The 14,865-nt window shown below is 68.5% G+C and carries 13 protein-coding genes; 8 read left to right on the forward strand and 5 right to left on the reverse strand.

The genetic code is table 11. The features are described 5' to 3' along the window. Positions 1–35: 35 nt before the first annotated feature. On the reverse strand, positions 36–959 hold the full coding sequence (gene ddh / locus L593_RS08685) for a D-2-hydroxyacid dehydrogenase (protein ID WP_020446584.1): 924 nt from the start codon (positions 957–959) through the stop codon (positions 36–38). 151 nt (positions 960–1,110) lie between these two features. Between ddh and L593_RS08690 the strand changes: the two genes are divergently transcribed. Then, entirely contained in the window at positions 1,111–1,866 is a 756-nt protein-coding gene (locus L593_RS08690; RefSeq protein ID WP_020446585.1) for a hypothetical protein, read from the forward strand. A gap of 668 nt (positions 1,867–2,534) precedes the next feature. On the opposite strand, the gene larC is transcribed toward L593_RS08690, so the two are convergent. Then, a complete protein-coding gene (larC, locus tag L593_RS08700) occupies positions 2,535–3,977 on the reverse strand; it encodes a nickel pincer cofactor biosynthesis protein LarC (protein ID WP_049894007.1) in 1,443 nt (480 codons plus the stop codon). A gap of 106 nt (positions 3,978–4,083) precedes the next feature. Continuing rightward, the gene (locus L593_RS08705; protein WP_020446588.1) at positions 4,084–4,512 is read right to left on the reverse strand and encodes a hypothetical protein; all 429 of its coding nucleotides are present in this window, start codon (positions 4,510–4,512) and stop codon (positions 4,084–4,086) included. A 372-nt stretch (positions 4,513–4,884) separates the two neighbouring features. On the opposite strand from L593_RS08705, the gene L593_RS08710 reads away from it, so the two are divergent. The 5 genes from L593_RS08710 to L593_RS08730 all read left to right on the forward strand — a co-directional run bounded on the left by L593_RS08710 (position 4,885) and on the right by L593_RS08730 (position 12,556). After that, on the forward strand, positions 4,885–7,110 hold the full coding sequence (locus tag L593_RS08710) for a CDC48 family AAA ATPase (RefSeq protein ID WP_020446589.1): 2,226 nt from the start codon (positions 4,885–4,887) through the stop codon (positions 7,108–7,110). 91 nt (positions 7,111–7,201) lie between these two features. Next, the gene (locus L593_RS08715) at positions 7,202–7,654 is read left to right on the forward strand and encodes a GNAT family N-acetyltransferase (RefSeq protein WP_020446590.1); all 453 of its coding nucleotides are present in this window, start codon (positions 7,202–7,204) and stop codon (positions 7,652–7,654) included. Between the two features lie 80 nt (positions 7,655–7,734). Next, on the forward strand, positions 7,735–9,717 hold the full coding sequence (locus L593_RS08720) for an SLC13 family permease (RefSeq protein ID WP_020446591.1): 1,983 nt from the start codon (positions 7,735–7,737) through the stop codon (positions 9,715–9,717). Positions 9,718–9,944: 227 nt separating this feature from the next. After that, positions 9,945–12,218, forward strand: a complete 2,274-nt coding sequence (locus L593_RS08725; RefSeq protein WP_081638683.1) for a methyl-accepting chemotaxis protein — start codon at positions 9,945–9,947, stop codon at positions 12,216–12,218. Positions 12,219–12,289: 71 nt separating this feature from the next. After that, positions 12,290–12,556, forward strand: a complete 267-nt coding sequence (locus L593_RS08730; RefSeq protein ID WP_020446593.1) for a hypothetical protein — start codon at positions 12,290–12,292, stop codon at positions 12,554–12,556. A 77-nt stretch (positions 12,557–12,633) separates the two neighbouring features. Here L593_RS08730 and L593_RS08735 read toward each other — a convergent pair whose 3' ends face one another. Together L593_RS08735 and L593_RS08740 are read right to left on the reverse strand one after the other, a co-directional pair. Then, positions 12,634–13,809, reverse strand: a complete 1,176-nt coding sequence (locus tag L593_RS08735; protein ID WP_049894010.1) for an inorganic phosphate transporter — start codon at positions 13,807–13,809, stop codon at positions 12,634–12,636. A 104-nt stretch (positions 13,810–13,913) separates the two neighbouring features. After that, complete coding sequence (locus L593_RS08740; protein WP_020446595.1) at positions 13,914–14,159, reverse strand: ferredoxin; 246 nt, start codon at positions 14,157–14,159, stop codon at positions 13,914–13,916. Positions 14,160–14,282: 123 nt separating this feature from the next. Between L593_RS08740 and L593_RS08745 the strand changes: the two genes are divergently transcribed. Then, the gene (locus L593_RS08745; RefSeq protein ID WP_020446596.1) at positions 14,283–14,663 is read left to right on the forward strand and encodes a Rid family detoxifying hydrolase; all 381 of its coding nucleotides are present in this window, start codon (positions 14,283–14,285) and stop codon (positions 14,661–14,663) included. Next, positions 14,663–14,857, forward strand: coding sequence for a hypothetical protein (locus tag L593_RS08750; RefSeq protein ID WP_020446597.1), 195 nt, complete (start codon positions 14,663–14,665; stop codon positions 14,855–14,857). The genes L593_RS08745 and L593_RS08750 overlap by 1 nt, the downstream gene beginning before the upstream one ends. Positions 14,858–14,865: the final 8 nt, after the last annotated feature.

Genomic DNA, 14,865 nt, shown 5'->3' on the forward strand with positions numbered 1-14,865 from the left:
TATCGGATCGACGCCGCCCGGGCAGCTGCACCCGATCAGACGACCTGGTTCCGGAGGGTGCGCCCCTCCTCGAGCCGCTCGACGTTGTCGAGGACGATCTCGGCGATGTCGCGGAAGTAGTCTCGCGTCCGAGCGGCAGAGTGGGGCGTCACGATGACCTCGTCCAGCTCCCAGAGCGGTGAGTCCGCGGGAAGTGGTTCCTCCTGGAACACGTCCAGGGCGGCGCCGGCGAGGTCGTCGTTCTCGAGGGCACTGACGAGCGCGTCCTGCACGACGACGCTGCCACGCGCGACGTTGATCAGGTACGCGTCGTCGTCCATCGCGGCGAGCTCCGCGGGGCCGATGAGCCGTCGCGTCGCGGGCGTCAGCGGCACCGCGAGCACGACGAACGTCGCGTCGAGCAACGCGGTGTGGAGGTCTTCCTGGCCGTAGACCTCGTCGACGATCGGCACGGGGTCGGGTGAGCGCCGGACGCCCCAGACGTCCATCCCGAGCCAGGTCGCCCGCTCCGCGACGGCCTGGCCGATCGTACCCAGCCCGACGACGCACACCGACTCGTCTTCGAGCGTGAACGGGCGGTCCCAGTCCGGCTCGATCCACTCGCCGCGGTCCTGGGCGCTCCGGTAGGCGTGGAGGTTGCGGGCGAACGCGGTCATGTAGCCGAGCACCGTCTCGCCGACGCTCGCGCCGTGGATCCCGGTGCTGTTCGTGAGCGTCAGCCCCTCGGCCTCGAACTCGTTCTGCGGGAAGCGATCGACGCCGGCCTGGATCGAGTGGACCCACTCGACGGCGTCGAAGAAGTACTCCCGGTGGGCGAAGGTGACGACGCCGTCGCAAGCGCCCAGTTCGATCGGATCGTCGCCGACCAACTCGGCCTCGACGCCCGCCTCGGTGAGGGCGGTCTGGAGCTCCGCGGGCGGGAACACCGCCTCGACCGACTCGTGGATACCCAGCTTCATGCAGGGGACTGCGGCAGGCAGGTATAAAGTCGAACTGGCGAACTGAACTGCACCCGACGCTGGCGGCGTTGTTCGCGGGCGTCTGGACCTACCGACTCGTCGCGACCGACGCTCCCGGCGGTCTTAACCCGACGAGGTACCAAAACGGACCGTGATCGTCGTCGCGACCGAGGACTTCGAGGTCTACCACGACGTCGTGGCGGAGCTACGCGACCGCGACGCCGCCTTCACGACGGTCGAGCCCGGCGAGGCGCTCCCCGAACGCGCGACTGTCCTCATCGTCGCGGCCGACGAGATGGACGACGTCCGTGCGGCGCACCCGGATCTCGGCCCCGAGGTCGAGGTCGTCGGCGCCGAGCCCGGCGAGGCGCGGACGGCGGTCGAGGCGGCGCTCCAGCTCGCCCGCAGCGAAGGCGGGCAGCTCGTCGTCGGCGTCGATCCGGGCGACCGGCCGGGGATCGCGGTGCTCGTCGGCGACACCGTCGTCGCCGCCTACCACGTCCCGCTCGCGCAGGTCGCGGAGATCGTTCGCGAGGAGGTCGCGGACGCGCCGGACCCGATCGTGCGGATCGGCGACGGCGCGCGCCTCCAGGGCTCGCGACTGATCGACGCCCTGGGCGACGTCCGCGTCGAACTCGTCGACGAGACGGGGACGACGCCGTCGCTCGGCGCTGGCGCGAGCGGTCTCGGCGACGTGATCGCGGCCGTCAACATCGCCCAGCGCGAGGGCGAGGTGATCGAAGAGCGCGACGTCGAACCGACGGTCGGCGAACTCCGGCGCATTCAGGAGCGCTCCCGCGAGCGTGGCGAGGACAACCGGGCGATCGACGAACTCCTCGCCCGGCGCGTCGCGAGCGGCGAACTCACCGTGGAGGAAGCGCTCGACACGCACCGGGAGGAGCGGTAGCTGCGGAGCTATCGTCGTCGTCGTGGAGTTGCAATCGTGGCGGAGCTACTGTCGTCGCGGAATTGCAGTCGTCGCGGAATTGCAGTCGTCGCGGAATTGCAGTCGTCGGGAAGCCGCAGTCTTCGGGAAGCCGCAGTCGTCGCGGCCGGAGCTGTGGGGGATCGGGTGTTTCTGACGGGATAGCACCCCGAACTCGAGCGTGCGCCGTCGAGTTCGGACGAGCGACGAAAGGCCGCCCGGCCGCATGGCGTCGGCCGGACCGCGTATGCCAGACAAGTGGGATCGCACTGTGGGCGATCGAGGGTGGTCGGCGCGACGTGGACGGGGCCTACCCTGCGGATCGCGCCTCCGTCCAGGTGCAATCAGGGCAGTCCAGGCGGCCGTGGCAGTTGATCGTCGCGGTGCCACACCGCGGGCAGTCGTCGGCACCGGGCGTCACGGCCAGCACGTTGGAGGTCGTCGGGGCGGTGGCCGGCGACGATTCCGAGGGGGCATTCGGCCCGGCGCCGGGTCGTGTGTGGTCTGTGGTGGGCATCCACACGAACGGTCCGCATTTCCACTGATAAGGCTATCCCTGATACGGATGCAGACTATTCTACGAATATAAGGTGTATCCAGTCTCCAATAGCGGAGATATCTTGACGGACGCTGAAAATCGTCCGCCGCACTCACTCGCCCTCCCGTCCGGCGCGGGCCGCGGCCTCCGCCCGGCGTGCGACCTCGCGGAACGCGAGTCCGGTCTCCCGGGCGACCGCCGCCGCGTCGTCGTACTCTGCACTGACGTCGAAGATCGACCCGTCGGCGTCGGTGCCGACCTTGACCTCGATCGGGAACGACTCGCCGTCGACCTCGACGGTCACCGATTCGATTCGACGCTCTGCGACCCAGCGGTGGGCAGCGCCGGCCTCTCGAACGCCCAGCGATCCGGTCTCCTCGGCGAGTGTGCGGGCGACCGCCGCCGAGTCCGCCGGATCGACGATCACCTTGACGAGGTGGCCGGGTCGCGACTTCTTCATCGTCGTCGGCACGATCGTCACGTCCTTGGCGCCCACGGCGGCCAGCGAGTCCTGCAGATCGCCGAGCACCTCCGGCGCGACGTCGTCGACGTTCGTCTCGAGGACGGAAATCGGCTGGCACTCGAACTCGCCGCGCTCCTCGCCGACGATCGCGCGGAGGACGTTCGGCCGGTCGCCGAGGTCGTAGCCGCCGGCGCCGTAGCCCGAGCCGGCCACGCGCAGCGGCGGCACGCGGGTGCGGCCCTCCGCGACGTGGGCGAGGATCGCCGCGCCGGTCGGGGTCAACAGCTCGCGATCGACGGGGCCGTGCTCGAGTTCCCAGTCAGCGCGCTCGGCGAGTTCCACGACGGCCGGCGCGGGGACGGGGTAGGTGCCGTGACTCGATTCGTCCTCGCCGCCGCCGGCAGCGACGGGCGTGGTGACGACGGAATCGACGTCGAGGTCGTCGAGGAGGAGCGCCGCCCCGACGACGTCGGCGATCGCGTCGTCGGCCCCGACTTCGTGGAAGTGCGTGGCGTCGAGGTCGGTGCCGTGGACGGCCGCCTCGGCCTCGCCCAGCAGTTCGAATATCGCCAGCGCGTCCTCCCGTGCGGCCTCGGGAATCGGGAGGTCTGCGACGATCTCCCGGACCTCGGCGTAGGTGCGGTGGGGACCGTGCCCCTCTGCGGGCGTGGCGTCACCGTCGTCCGCCGCCTCGTCGTGGGACCGGTCGTGACCGTGGTCGTGATCGTGGCCGGAATCGTGGTGGTGTGAGTGCTCGTGGTCGTGGCCGTGACCGTGATCGTGCTCCCCGTGATCGTGGCTGTGTTCGTCTGACCGATCGTGGTGGTGTGCGTGTTCGTGCTCTCCGTCATCGTGGTGGCCGTGCGACGAATCCGTGCCGTCTCCTCCGTCGGAGCCGTCCGAATCGTCGAGGAGCACGCGAACGCGTGTCGCGGAGATCCCTACCTCCTCGACGGTCTCGACGTCGTATTCGATCGGGAGTGCGTCCTCGACCGGCGCGAGCACCGCCCGATCGGCACCGGCGGCGAGCAGGGCACCGAGCAGGAGGTCGCCGCTCGCACCGGTCCGGCCGTCGAACGCGAGCGTGGTCATGTCGAACCCGACGCAGGCGGTGCCGAAAAGCACCGTGGTCGGCAGGGCGCTCGCGTTAGGAGCAGACGGCCAGCGAGCGCCGGACTGTTCGGTGGGGCCGCGACCGCTACGCCGGGCCGTCGCCGCGAACGTTCTCGCCAGCGTCGGTCGCGATCACTCGCCCCTCGAGGAGTCCCCACCCCGCCGCGACGAGGAGGACGACGCCGCCGAGCAGCGTGAGCCAGAGTCCGGCCTTCGGATCGTGCGTCCCGAGGTCGCTGACCTGCGAGTAGGCGTCGTAGCCGACGATCACCGTCACCGCGCCAGCGAGCGCGGCGGCGACGGGTGCGATCAGGTCCCACTCGAAGGTGACGCCGAACGCGAGCGTGGCCAGCACGACGCCGGCAGTGATGTAGCCGTCCTCGTGCTGGAGGCCGGTGGTGGACTCGCCGAGTGCGGCGTACCACGGAAGGAGTGCGCCGACGATCACCGCCATGACGCCTGCCAGCGCGAGGTACGCGCTCCAGGGCACCTCGTCGGGATCCGTGTAGACCATCGTGTTCGGCGCAGGGGCCCGCTCCCTATCAATTGTCCGGGTGCGGCGGGTCGATGCGACGCCGCGACCCGACCTGCGTGGTTCATCGCTACGATGTGTGCCACCCTGCAGTCGGCCAGCGGATCTACGGACGCCGACATTCCTAAGGTGACGGGGGTTGCAGTTAGGCACGTTAGCACGAACCATGAATCAGGGACAGCAGGGTGGCGGCGCGCACGCCGGACGCGAGTCCGCGTCCGTGCGTGCAGTCGTTACGACGCGAGACGGCCCACGGCTGGACCGGCGACGCCCCCGACGGACGGCAACGCTTGCACGCACCAGCACAAGACCTATCGGGCACCGACCCCGAGCAAGCGACAACCTACTCCACCGATGAACGAAGTCCAACTCGAAGTTGCGAAGGCCTACCCCAACGACTCGGGGCGAGGCATCGCCCGGCTGGATCCGGACACGCTGCTCCACCTGAAGCTCTCCCCCGGCGACATCATCGAGATCGAGGGGGCTAACTCCACGGCGGCGAAGGTCTGGCGCGCCGACCGCCAGGACTGGAACACCGACACCGTCCGCATCGACGGGTTCACCCGCCAGAACGCCGACGTCGGGATCGGCGAGCGCGTCGAGATCCGGAAGGCCGAAGCGACGAAGGCCGACTCGCTCGTGCTCGCGCCGCCCGAGGAGGCGTCGGTGCAGTTCGGCTCCGACGCCGCGGGCATGGTCAAGCGGCAGATCCTCAAGCGCCCGGTCGTCGAGCGCGACATCGTCCCGGTGATGTCCTCGACGAACCACCCGTTCATGCGCTCGCCGGGGCAGGCGATCCCGCTGATCGCCGTCGAGACCGAGCCCGAGGGCGTCGTCCTCGTCACGGAGGACACCGACGTCGAACTCCGCGAGGAGCCCATCTCCGGGTTCGAGAAGACCGGCGGCGGCATCACCTACGAGGACATCGGCGGCCTCTCCGGCGAGATCCAGCGCGTCCGCGAGATGGTCGAACTGCCGATGAAGCACCCGCAGATCTTCAAGAAGCTGGGGATCGAGCCGCCACAGGGCGTCCTGCTCCACGGCCCGCCCGGGACTGGCAAGACCCTCCTGGCGAAAGCCGTCGCCAACGAGACCTCCGCCTCCTTCTTCTCTATCGCGGGGCCGGAGATCATCTCGAAGTACTACGGGGAGAGCGAGCAACAGCTCAGGGAGATCTTCGAGGACGCGACCGAGGAGTCGCCGTCGATCATCTTCATCGACGAGCTCGACTCCATCGCGCCCAAACGGGAGGACGTCACCGGCGAGGTGGAGCGCCGGGTCGTCGCCCAGCTACTGACGATGATGGACGGCCTCGAATCGCGGGGCCAGGTCATCGTCATCGCGGCGACGAACCGCGTCGACTCCGTCGATCCCGCGCTCCGGCGGCCGGGCCGGTTCGACCGCGAGATCGAGATCGGCGTCCCCGATGAGACGGGCCGCGAGGAGATCCTCCAGATCCACACTCGCGGCATGCCCCTCTCCGACGACGTCGACCTCGGTCACCTCGCCGACGAGACCCACGGCTTCGTCGGCGCCGACATCGAGAGTCTGACGAAGGAGGCAGCGATGAAGGCCCTGCGGCGCTACCTCCCCGAGATCGACCTCGACGAGGAGGACATCCCGCCGAGCCTCATCGACCGGATGATCGTCAAGCGGGACGACTTCCGGGGCGCGCTCGCGGAGGTCGAGCCCTCCGCGATGCGGGAGGTGCTCGTCGAGTTACCGAAGGTGTCCTGGGACGACGTCGGCGGCCTCGAGGAGGCGAAACGCGACATCAAGGAGTCCGTCGAGTGGCCGATGCGCGACCCCGAGCGGTTCACCCGCATGGGAATCGAGCCGCCGAAGGGCATCCTGCTCTACGGCCCGCCCGGCACCGGGAAGACGCTGATGGCGAAGGCCGTCGCCAACGAGACGAACGCGAACTTCATCTCGGTGCGGGGCCCGCAACTGCTCTCGAAGTGGGTCGGCGAGTCGGAGAAGGCGATCCGTCAGACGTTCCGAAAGGCCCGGCAGGTCGCTCCGACCGTCATCTTCTTCGACGAACTCGACTCCCTGGCGCCGAACCGGAGCCAGGAGATGGGCAGTAACGTCTCCGAGCGGGTCGTCAACCAGCTCCTGACCGAACTCGACGGGCTCGAGGAGATGGAGCACGTCATGGTCATCGGCGCGACCAACCGGCCGGACATGATCGACCCCGCGCTCATCCGCTCGGGCCGCTTCGACCGCCTCGTGATGGTCGGCCAGCCCGACCAGGAGGGCCGCGAGCAGATCCTCCGGATCCACACCGACGACACGCCGCTGGCCGCGGACGTCAGTCTCCGCGAGATCGCCGAGCGCTCCGACGGCTACGTCGGCTCCGACCTCGAGACGATCGCCCGGGAGGCCGCCATCGAGGCGCTCCGGGACGACGACGACGCCGAGGAGGTCCAGATGAAGCACTTCCGGGCCGGCATGGAGTCCGTCCGCCCGACGATCACCGAGGACCTGCTGGAGTACTACGACTCCGTCGAGGAGGAGTTCCGCGGCGGCAGCGCGGAGCCCGGCAGAGGGCGGCGCGGGAGTCGGATCGGGTTCCAGTGAACGGCCGTCTGCGGTAGCGCAGCGCCGTTTTCCGTCCGTTGGGTATCGGCACCGTTTTTCTGATTCACCGAGCAGCTTCGCCTACAGCCATATGGCCACGGCCCGATCCATCCGCGAGGACGAACTCGCCGAGCTACTGGAACTCTACGAGATGCTCAGCAGCCGGAACGAGTCGCTCGATTCCTCGGACCCGGAACTCCGCGAGGAGTTCGACCGGATGCGCACCGACGACTCGCTGACCATCGTCGCGGTCGAGCACGACGACCACCTCGTCGCGACCTGCACGGTCTCGGTGACGCGAAATCTCACCCGCGACGGGCGACCCTGGGCGGTGATGGAGAACGTGGTGACCCACGAGGACTATCGCGGCGAGGGCTTCGGTACGGCCGCAGTCGAGTACGGGTTCGACGTCGCGGAGCAGGCCGGCTGCTACAAGGTCATGCTGCTCACCGGCCGGGAATCGGAGTCCGTGCTCGGATTTTACGAGGACTGCGGGTTCGATCCCGACGAGAAGCGCGGGTTCGTCCGATACCTCGACGAGTAGTCGAGCCACCGCGAGCGCACTGCGGCGTCGCCGCTCGGGTTCGAGAACGTTTTTTGCCGCCGCCACCGGCAGGACTGACCATGCACGTGGGCGCGTGGCCAGCGTTCGCTATCGTCCTCCAGGCCGCGGCCGAACCGCCCGCACTGACGACCGGCATGCTGGTCGTCTTCGGTATCGTCCTCGCGGCGCTCGTCCTGTTCGTCTGGGAGCCGGTGCCGATCGACGTCACCGCGATCGCGGTGCTGGTCGCGCTCGTCGCGCTCGGCGACTGGACGGAACTGACGATCGAGGAGGGACTCTCGGGCTTCTCGAGTCCGGCGACCATCGCCGTGCTCGCGATGTTCATCCTGAGCGAGGGGATCCGGCGGACCGGCCTCGTCAGCGTGATCGGTCGGGAGATCGCCGACCGCTACGGCAACAGCCCGATCAAGCAGCTGGGAGCGGTGCTGGGGCTCGCCGGCGGCACGGCAGGGTTCATCAACAACACCCCGGTCGTGGCGGTGATGATCCCGATGGTCGACGAACTGGCCGATCGCACGGGGACCTCGCCGTCGAAACTGCTGATGCCCGTCTCCTTCGCGGCCATGATGGGCGGCACGCTAACGCTGATCGGGACCTCGACGAACCTGCTCGCGAGCGACGTGTACGCCCAGCTCGGCCCGCAGTACGACGCCTTCTCGATGTTCGAGTTCACCGCGCTCGGGGTGCTGGTGCTCGCCGTCGGTTCGGTCTACCTCTTCCTCGTCGCGCCGCGGCTCATCCCCGAGCGCGTACCGGCCCGGGAGCCCCTGACCGAGGAGTTCGAGATGACCGAGTACCTCACGGAGGTCGTCGTGCGCGGGGATTCGACGTTCGTCGGTGACACCGTCGAGGGCTGTCTCGCCGAGCTCGACGTCGACGCGGACATCGTCCAGCTCGTCCGCACGGACGCCGCGTTCAGCGAGCCGCTTGCCCGGAAGACCATCCAGGCCGACGACGTCCTCGTGCTCCGGACCGACCGGGAGAGCCTGGTAACGATCATCGAACACGAGGGCCTGGAGCTCGCCCCGGACGCACGGAAGGGCGACGCCGCACCCCCGACGGTCGGCGCCGACGCTGCCAGCGTGGACGACGACGCGCTCGAGGAACTCGTCGAGGAGGCCCTCGAGGTGGAAGACGTCACCGACGAGTTGCTCACCGCCGACGACGAAGCCGTGGAGGCCGTCGACGACCAGCGACTCGTCGAGGTGGTGATCGCGCCGGACTCCAGGCTCGTCGGCGAGACGCTCGAGTCCCTCCACTTCCGGCAGCGCTACGACGCCTCCGTGCTGGCGATCCGTCGCGGCGGCGAGATCATCCACGCACGGATGGACGAACGCTCGCTTCGTGCGGGTGACACCTTGCTCGTCCAGGCGACCGAGGAGACGGTCAGCAGGCTCGCGATCGACCGCGAGTTCATCGTCGCGGGCGAGTTCGACCTGCCGCAGTACCGGGAGGAGAAGCTCCCGATCGCGCTCGGCATCGTCGCAGCCGTCGTCGCGATCGCCGGGCTGGGGATCGCCTCGATCGCGCTGTCAGCGCTAGCGGGCGTCGTCGCGATGGTCGTCACCCGGTGTCTCCGCCCCGGCGAGGTGTACGACGCGGTGGACTGGAACGTGGTCGTGCTGCTGGCGGGGCTCCTCCCGCTCGGCCTCGCGATGGAGCAGACCGGCGCGGCGGCGTTCCTGGCGGGGCACGTCGTCCAGTCGGCAGGAGGGTTGACGCCGATCCTGTTGCTCGGTGTGTTCTACCTGCTGACCGCGGTGCTGACGAACGTCGTCAGCAACAACGCCTCCGTCGTGCTGTTGATTCCGGTCGCGGTCGACGTCGCTGTGGCGACCGGTGCGGACCCCTTCGCGTTCGCGATCGCGGTGACGTTCGCGGCGTCGACGGCGTTCATGACGCCGATGGGCTACCAGACCAACCTGATGGTCTACGGCCCGGGTGGCTATCGCTTCATGGACTTCGTCCGCGTCGGCGCTCCCCTGCAGTTGTTGCTCGCGGTCGTCACCGTGCTGGGCATCTGGGGCATCTGGGGCGTGTAGGCCGCCCGCGGGCCGAACGGGAGCAGCGTTCGTCGGCGTCCTGATTATGACTTGATAATTGACCGATTTCCCAACACAGATTGCCGGTTTCGCTCCGGAATCGATACCCTCAACGGACGCCACTGGTAGGAAGTGAGATTCGTTGTCCATTTCATTTACTTAATTCATTAACCTTGTTAGTAATTTGATCAAAATCATTACCACAATGCAGTTTGAGGATCCATAGGATGAGTACTCGAATCCTTACGGCACCGTATCGACGAGTAAAGGGAAGCTACCTCCTCAAACTCCTCTTGCTGTTCGGCGTGGTGGTTCTCCTCATCGGCGGCGTCGGCGGCCTGATCTACGTACAGACGGCGGACGCGCTCGAAGCCGACGCGGAAACACGCATGGAGAAGACGGCGAGCCTCCAGGCCTCGACACTCGCGAACTGGGTCGATTCCACCGAGAACCACGCCAGCCTGCTCTCCCAGGAGGAGTCGGTTGCAGCCGGGGACACCGAAGCGATGGAGTCCGTGCTCGCGAACTATGCCGAGCGCGCGCCACCAGGGGTCACCGCGGTCCACTACGTCGATCAGACCGGGCAGGTCCAGGCCAGTTCGGCCGCGGACGCCGTGGGTCGCACCTACGATACCGAGTGGTCGTCGTCCCCGCCCGCCGACGGGACGACGATGAGCAATCCCTACGAGGATCCGGGCGTTCACCACAGCGCGGTTGCCGCGGTCGCTGGGACCGGCGACGACGGCGCGGTCGTGCTCGTCGCGAACCTCACGGCCGTCTCGGGCACGCTCGAGCGACCCTCCGACGCCCATCACTCCCACACGCACGTCGTGAACGAGCAGGGGACGGTCGTCCTGAGTCACCACGGGCACAGCATCGGCGAACAGAACATGGGGCCGGCAGACGAACTGAGCGTGGACTCCATGGCGGTCCGCCAGGGGCTCGCCGGCCAGACCGGCTACACCCAGATGACGATGGACGGGGAAGCAATGGGGATGGGCTTCACCCGCGTCGAGGGCACCGACTGGGTGCTCATGGCCCACGTCCCGACCCACGAGGCGTTCGCGTTGCAGGAGGAGATTTCCAAATCGCTCGTCCTGTTGCTGGTCGTCGCCCTCGGCGGTCTCGGTGCGATCGGCGTGCTCGTCGGCCGGAACACCACGAAATCGATCCGGGAACTCGCCGCCGGAGCGGAGACGATCGAGCAGGGCGACCTCGAGCAGAAACTCGAGAGCGACCGAACCGACGAGATCGGCCAGCTCTACGACTCCTTCGACGGCATGCGGGTCTCGCTTCGCGACTCGCTGGCGGAGACCGAAGAGGCTCGCAAGGCCGCCGAGCACCGCCGCGAGGAGGTCGCGGCGATGGCCGACGAACTCGAAGCGACGGCAGACGAACTGGCTACCGTCGCCGAATCGGCCGCCCACGGCGATCTGACCGAGGAGATGGACGCGGACGTCGACAACGAGTCCATGGAACGCATCGCCAGCGAGTTCAACGAGATGACCGACGAGATTCAGGAGACCGTCGCCGAGATCCGGCAGTTCTCCGATCGCGTCGCTGCACACGGCGAGCAGGTCACCGCGAGCGCCGAGGAGGTCGAGGGCGCGAGCAAGCAGGTGTCGGTCTCCGTCCAGGCGATCGCCGACAAGACCGAGCGCCAGCACGAGACCTACGACGCGGTCAAGGCCCGGATGGAGGACATGACCGCCACGACGGAGGAGATCGCCTCCCAGAGCGACCAGGTCGCCGAACTCGCCCAGCAGACCGCGACGACCGGCGAGGCCGGCCAGACCGCAGCACGCGAGGCCTCCGGCGCGATGTCGAAGATCGATGCCGACGCCGAGCGCGCCGTCGAAGAGTTCGACCAGCTCCGGGATCAGCTCGAGCGCGTCGAGGAGATCGCCGAGTCCATCGGCGAACTCGCCAGCCAGACCAACATGCTCGCACTCAACGCAAACATCGAGGCCTCCCGCACGGCCGGCTCCGAGGACGACAAGGCCGGCTTCGGTGCGGTCGCCCAGGAGGTCAAGGAGATGGCGAGTGACACGCGCGAGTCCGCGACGGAGATCGAGGACCTCGTCGAGGCGATCCGCGAGCAGACCGAAGCCACCGCGGCGGAGATCGAATCGACGCGCAGCGAGGTCGCCAGCCACGCCGAGACGATCGAGGAGGCGACCGACGCGCTCGACGGGGTCGCCCAGTACGCCGAGCAGACCTACGACGGGATGGACGAGATCACGACGGCCAGCCAGACGCAGGCGACCTCCGCCGAGGAGGTGCTCGCGATGGTCGAGGACGCCGCCGAACTCAGCGAGTCCGTCCACGAGGAGGCCGGCCGGGTCGCCGCTGCCGCCGAGGAGCAGACCAGCGCGCTCTCGACGGTCACCGAGGAGGCGAGTTCCCTGACCCACGAGACCCGGCAACTCCGCCAGCACCTCGAGGCGTTCCAGATCGAGGCGGAGGTCGAGCCCGAGGGCGTGCCCGCTGCCGGGGAGTAGCGCTGCAGCCCCTGCGACGGTGGGTGGCGGTTTATGAACGACCGGACGAAACGTCCGGGCCAGAGACGACCATGACCGAATCGACCGGCGGAGCGGACGGCAAGCCGCTCCGGACGCGCGTCTGGCAGCTAGCCGTTTCGATCGTGCTCCTCACTGGCGTCACCGTGATCGTGGGCTACGGCGGCGGCCTCCTGCTGTGGCTCAGCGCCCGACTCGGCGGCCCGGATCCGATGACCGACGACGGCGACCTGCTCCGGGATCGGCTGCTCGACTGGCCGGAGCGCAACCGCGAGTTCATGCGCACCGACGGCCACGGCGAGTTGCCGCTGCGACCCTGAGGAGCGGTACATCCGCTACTGGGGTCCTCGTGGCGATCTGGATCCTGCGGGAATCGATCTCGACGGACGTCCGGCGATTAGAGCACGCCCAGACGATTGCCGATCGCGAACGCGCCGTAGGACAGCAGGGTCGCCATCCCGGGGCCGATGATCCAGAAGGAGACGAACCGGACGACTGCGTCGGGGTCGAACAACTGATCGACGGCCTGCATATCTTCGGGCGTCTCCTCGCCGATGCGCGACGGTTCCTCGGGCGTCTCGGAGGTGATGGCGTCGACGGAGATCGCCGTCTCGGCCTCCCCGGTCACGATCTCCTTCGCCGTAGCGGTACGGGTGGCACGGCCCCAGCCGAGCCCGACGATCGTCATGACCGTCGACATCGCGAGGCTGATCGGCACGCCGAGCCAGGACGCGATCGTCGTGATCGACGCTGCGACGACCATCACGATCGTCGCGGCGAGGAGCGGGAGCGCGGTGAGGTCGTTGCCGACGGACTCCATCGTTCGCCGGGCGATCGTGAACGCGCCAAGGCCGATCGCGGCCGTCGCGAGGAAGACGCCGGCGCTGACGCTGACCGCGCCGCCGCCGACGAGCGGCGCCACGGCGTTTGCGACGTTGCTCGCGCCGGCGCTGAAGGACATGTAGCAGGCGATCGCGAAGACGATCATCGTACTCGCGAACTCCTTGGGGGTCGTGCCCGGCCCGAGGTGGGGCAGCGGGATCGGTCCCCGCCAGTCGTAGTCGACGAGTGGCCCCTCGGACTGATCGAGTGAGAACCGTCGATCGAGGTAGGGGTAGAGGTACCGGCCGATGACTCCGCCGCACCAGAAGCCAGTAATCGGCGCGAGGATCCACCAGACGACGATGCCGCCCAGCACGGCCATGTCGAGGTCCCCGGTCGCGAGACCGAAACCGGCGATCGAGCCGACGGCAGTCATCGAGGTCGAGACGGGGACGCCGTAGACGTTCGCGGCGAGCATCCCCAGCCCGATGAACGCGAGGACGACGATGCTCGCCTCCAGCGAGAACGCGGACTGGGGGACGAGTTCGCCGCCGAGCGTCTCGATGACGTTCCGGCCGATCGTCCAGCCCCCGAGGAACACGAAGAACGTCATCACCGTCGCCGCGAGCGTCTTGTTGATGATCTTCGCGCCGACGGAGGGCCCCCAGGCCACCCCGGTCGAGGACCCGCCGATGTTGAACCCGACGAAGACGGCGGCGAGCACGCCGAGGACGAGCAGCGGATCGGTCACGGTCACAGCCAATACACGGTTTCCAGTTAAGTCACGCGTTGTCGGTAGTCGGCCGGGCCGCTCGTCGCTGCGAAGTCGGGGCCACAGAACGGTGACGGGACCGCTCAGGGAATCAGCTGCTCGCCGTCGTCGTCGTAGATCGCGATGGCGTCGACCGGACAGGCTCGCGCAGCGAACTTCGCGTCGAGTTCGGCGCCATCCGGCACTTCCCGAACGAACACGTCCTCGTCCGCTTCCTCGCTCTCGGCCAGCACGGCCTTGCCGGCGTCCTCGTCCTTCTCGAAGGCGTCCCACTCCGCGACGCACTGGAACATCCCGATACACACGTCGCGATCGTACTCCACGCGCATGGATCGGGCTTGGCGGGAGGCGACTAAAGACGTGGCGACCCGGACCGCGCCGAGCGGATCGAAACAGTCCCCTCGCTGGCCCCCACACCAGCGCTTAAGGCCGAACCGGCCCGACGCTCGGACGTGAAACAGATCATCGACACGAACGCGGCGCCGGAGGCTGTCGGCGCGTACAGCCAGGGAGCGAGCAACGGCGATCTCGTGTTTACTGCCGGGCAGATTCCGCTGACGCCGGACGGACGGCTGCTCGACGACGCGTCGATCGCCGAGCAGACCGAGCAGGCGCTCGACAACCTCGTCGCCGTGCTCGCCGAGGGCGGAGCCGAGCCAGCGGACGTCCTCAAGGTCACCGTCTACCTCGACGACATCGAGGACTTCGAGGAGATGAACGAGACGTACGCGGGCTACTTCGAGCAGGAGCCGCCCGCCCGGAGCGCCGTCGGCGTCGAGTCCCTGCCGAAGGGCGCGGGCGTCGAGATCGAAGCGATCGCGGCCGTGGAGTGATGGACCCGGCCAGGAAGTCTGCCCTCCTCTGGGCGATCGTCGGCGCGCTCAGCTTCGGCGTGCTCTACCAGGGGTACGTGATCGCGGGTGCGGCGTTCGACGGGCGCGTGCTCGCCGGGGGCATGGTCGTCGTCGGCGTGGTCACGGCGGTCCTCGCGCCGGTCGTGGAGCAGCGACTCCACGCGTCGATCTGAGCACTGCC

The sequence above is a fragment of the Salinarchaeum sp. Harcht-Bsk1 genome (assembly GCF_000403645.1).
Taxonomy (GTDB): domain Archaea; phylum Halobacteriota; class Halobacteria; order Halobacteriales; family Salinarchaeaceae; genus Salinarchaeum.

What these genes read in the sequence shown, in the direction of transcription:
- L593_RS08715 (WP_020446590.1), top strand. Translation starts at nt 7,202, where the DNA reads ATGGCCACGGCCCGATCCATCCGCGAGGACGAACTCGCCGAGCTACTG.
- L593_RS08730 (WP_020446593.1), top strand. Translation starts at nt 12,290, where the DNA reads ATGACCGAATCGACCGGCGGAGCGGACGGCAAGCCGCTCCGGACGCGC.
- L593_RS08725 (WP_081638683.1), top strand. Translation starts at nt 9,945, where the DNA reads ATGAGTACTCGAATCCTTACGGCACCGTATCGACGAGTAAAGGGAAGC.
- L593_RS08750 (WP_020446597.1), top strand. Translation starts at nt 14,663, where the DNA reads ATGGACCCGGCCAGGAAGTCTGCCCTCCTCTGGGCGATCGTCGGCGCG.
- ddh (WP_020446584.1), bottom strand. Translation starts at nt 959, where the DNA reads ATGAAGCTGGGTATCCACGAGTCGGTCGAGGCGGTGTTCCCGCCCGCG.
- L593_RS08710 (WP_020446589.1), top strand. Translation starts at nt 4,885, where the DNA reads ATGAACGAAGTCCAACTCGAAGTTGCGAAGGCCTACCCCAACGACTCG.
- larC (WP_049894007.1), bottom strand. Translation starts at nt 3,977, where the DNA reads ATGACCACGCTCGCGTTCGACGGCCGGACCGGTGCGAGCGGCGACCTC.
- L593_RS08740 (WP_020446595.1), bottom strand. Translation starts at nt 14,159, where the DNA reads ATGCGCGTGGAGTACGATCGCGACGTGTGTATCGGGATGTTCCAGTGC.
- L593_RS08720 (WP_020446591.1), top strand. Translation starts at nt 7,735, where the DNA reads ATGCACGTGGGCGCGTGGCCAGCGTTCGCTATCGTCCTCCAGGCCGCG.
- L593_RS08705 (WP_020446588.1), bottom strand. Translation starts at nt 4,512, where the DNA reads ATGGTCTACACGGATCCCGACGAGGTGCCCTGGAGCGCGTACCTCGCG.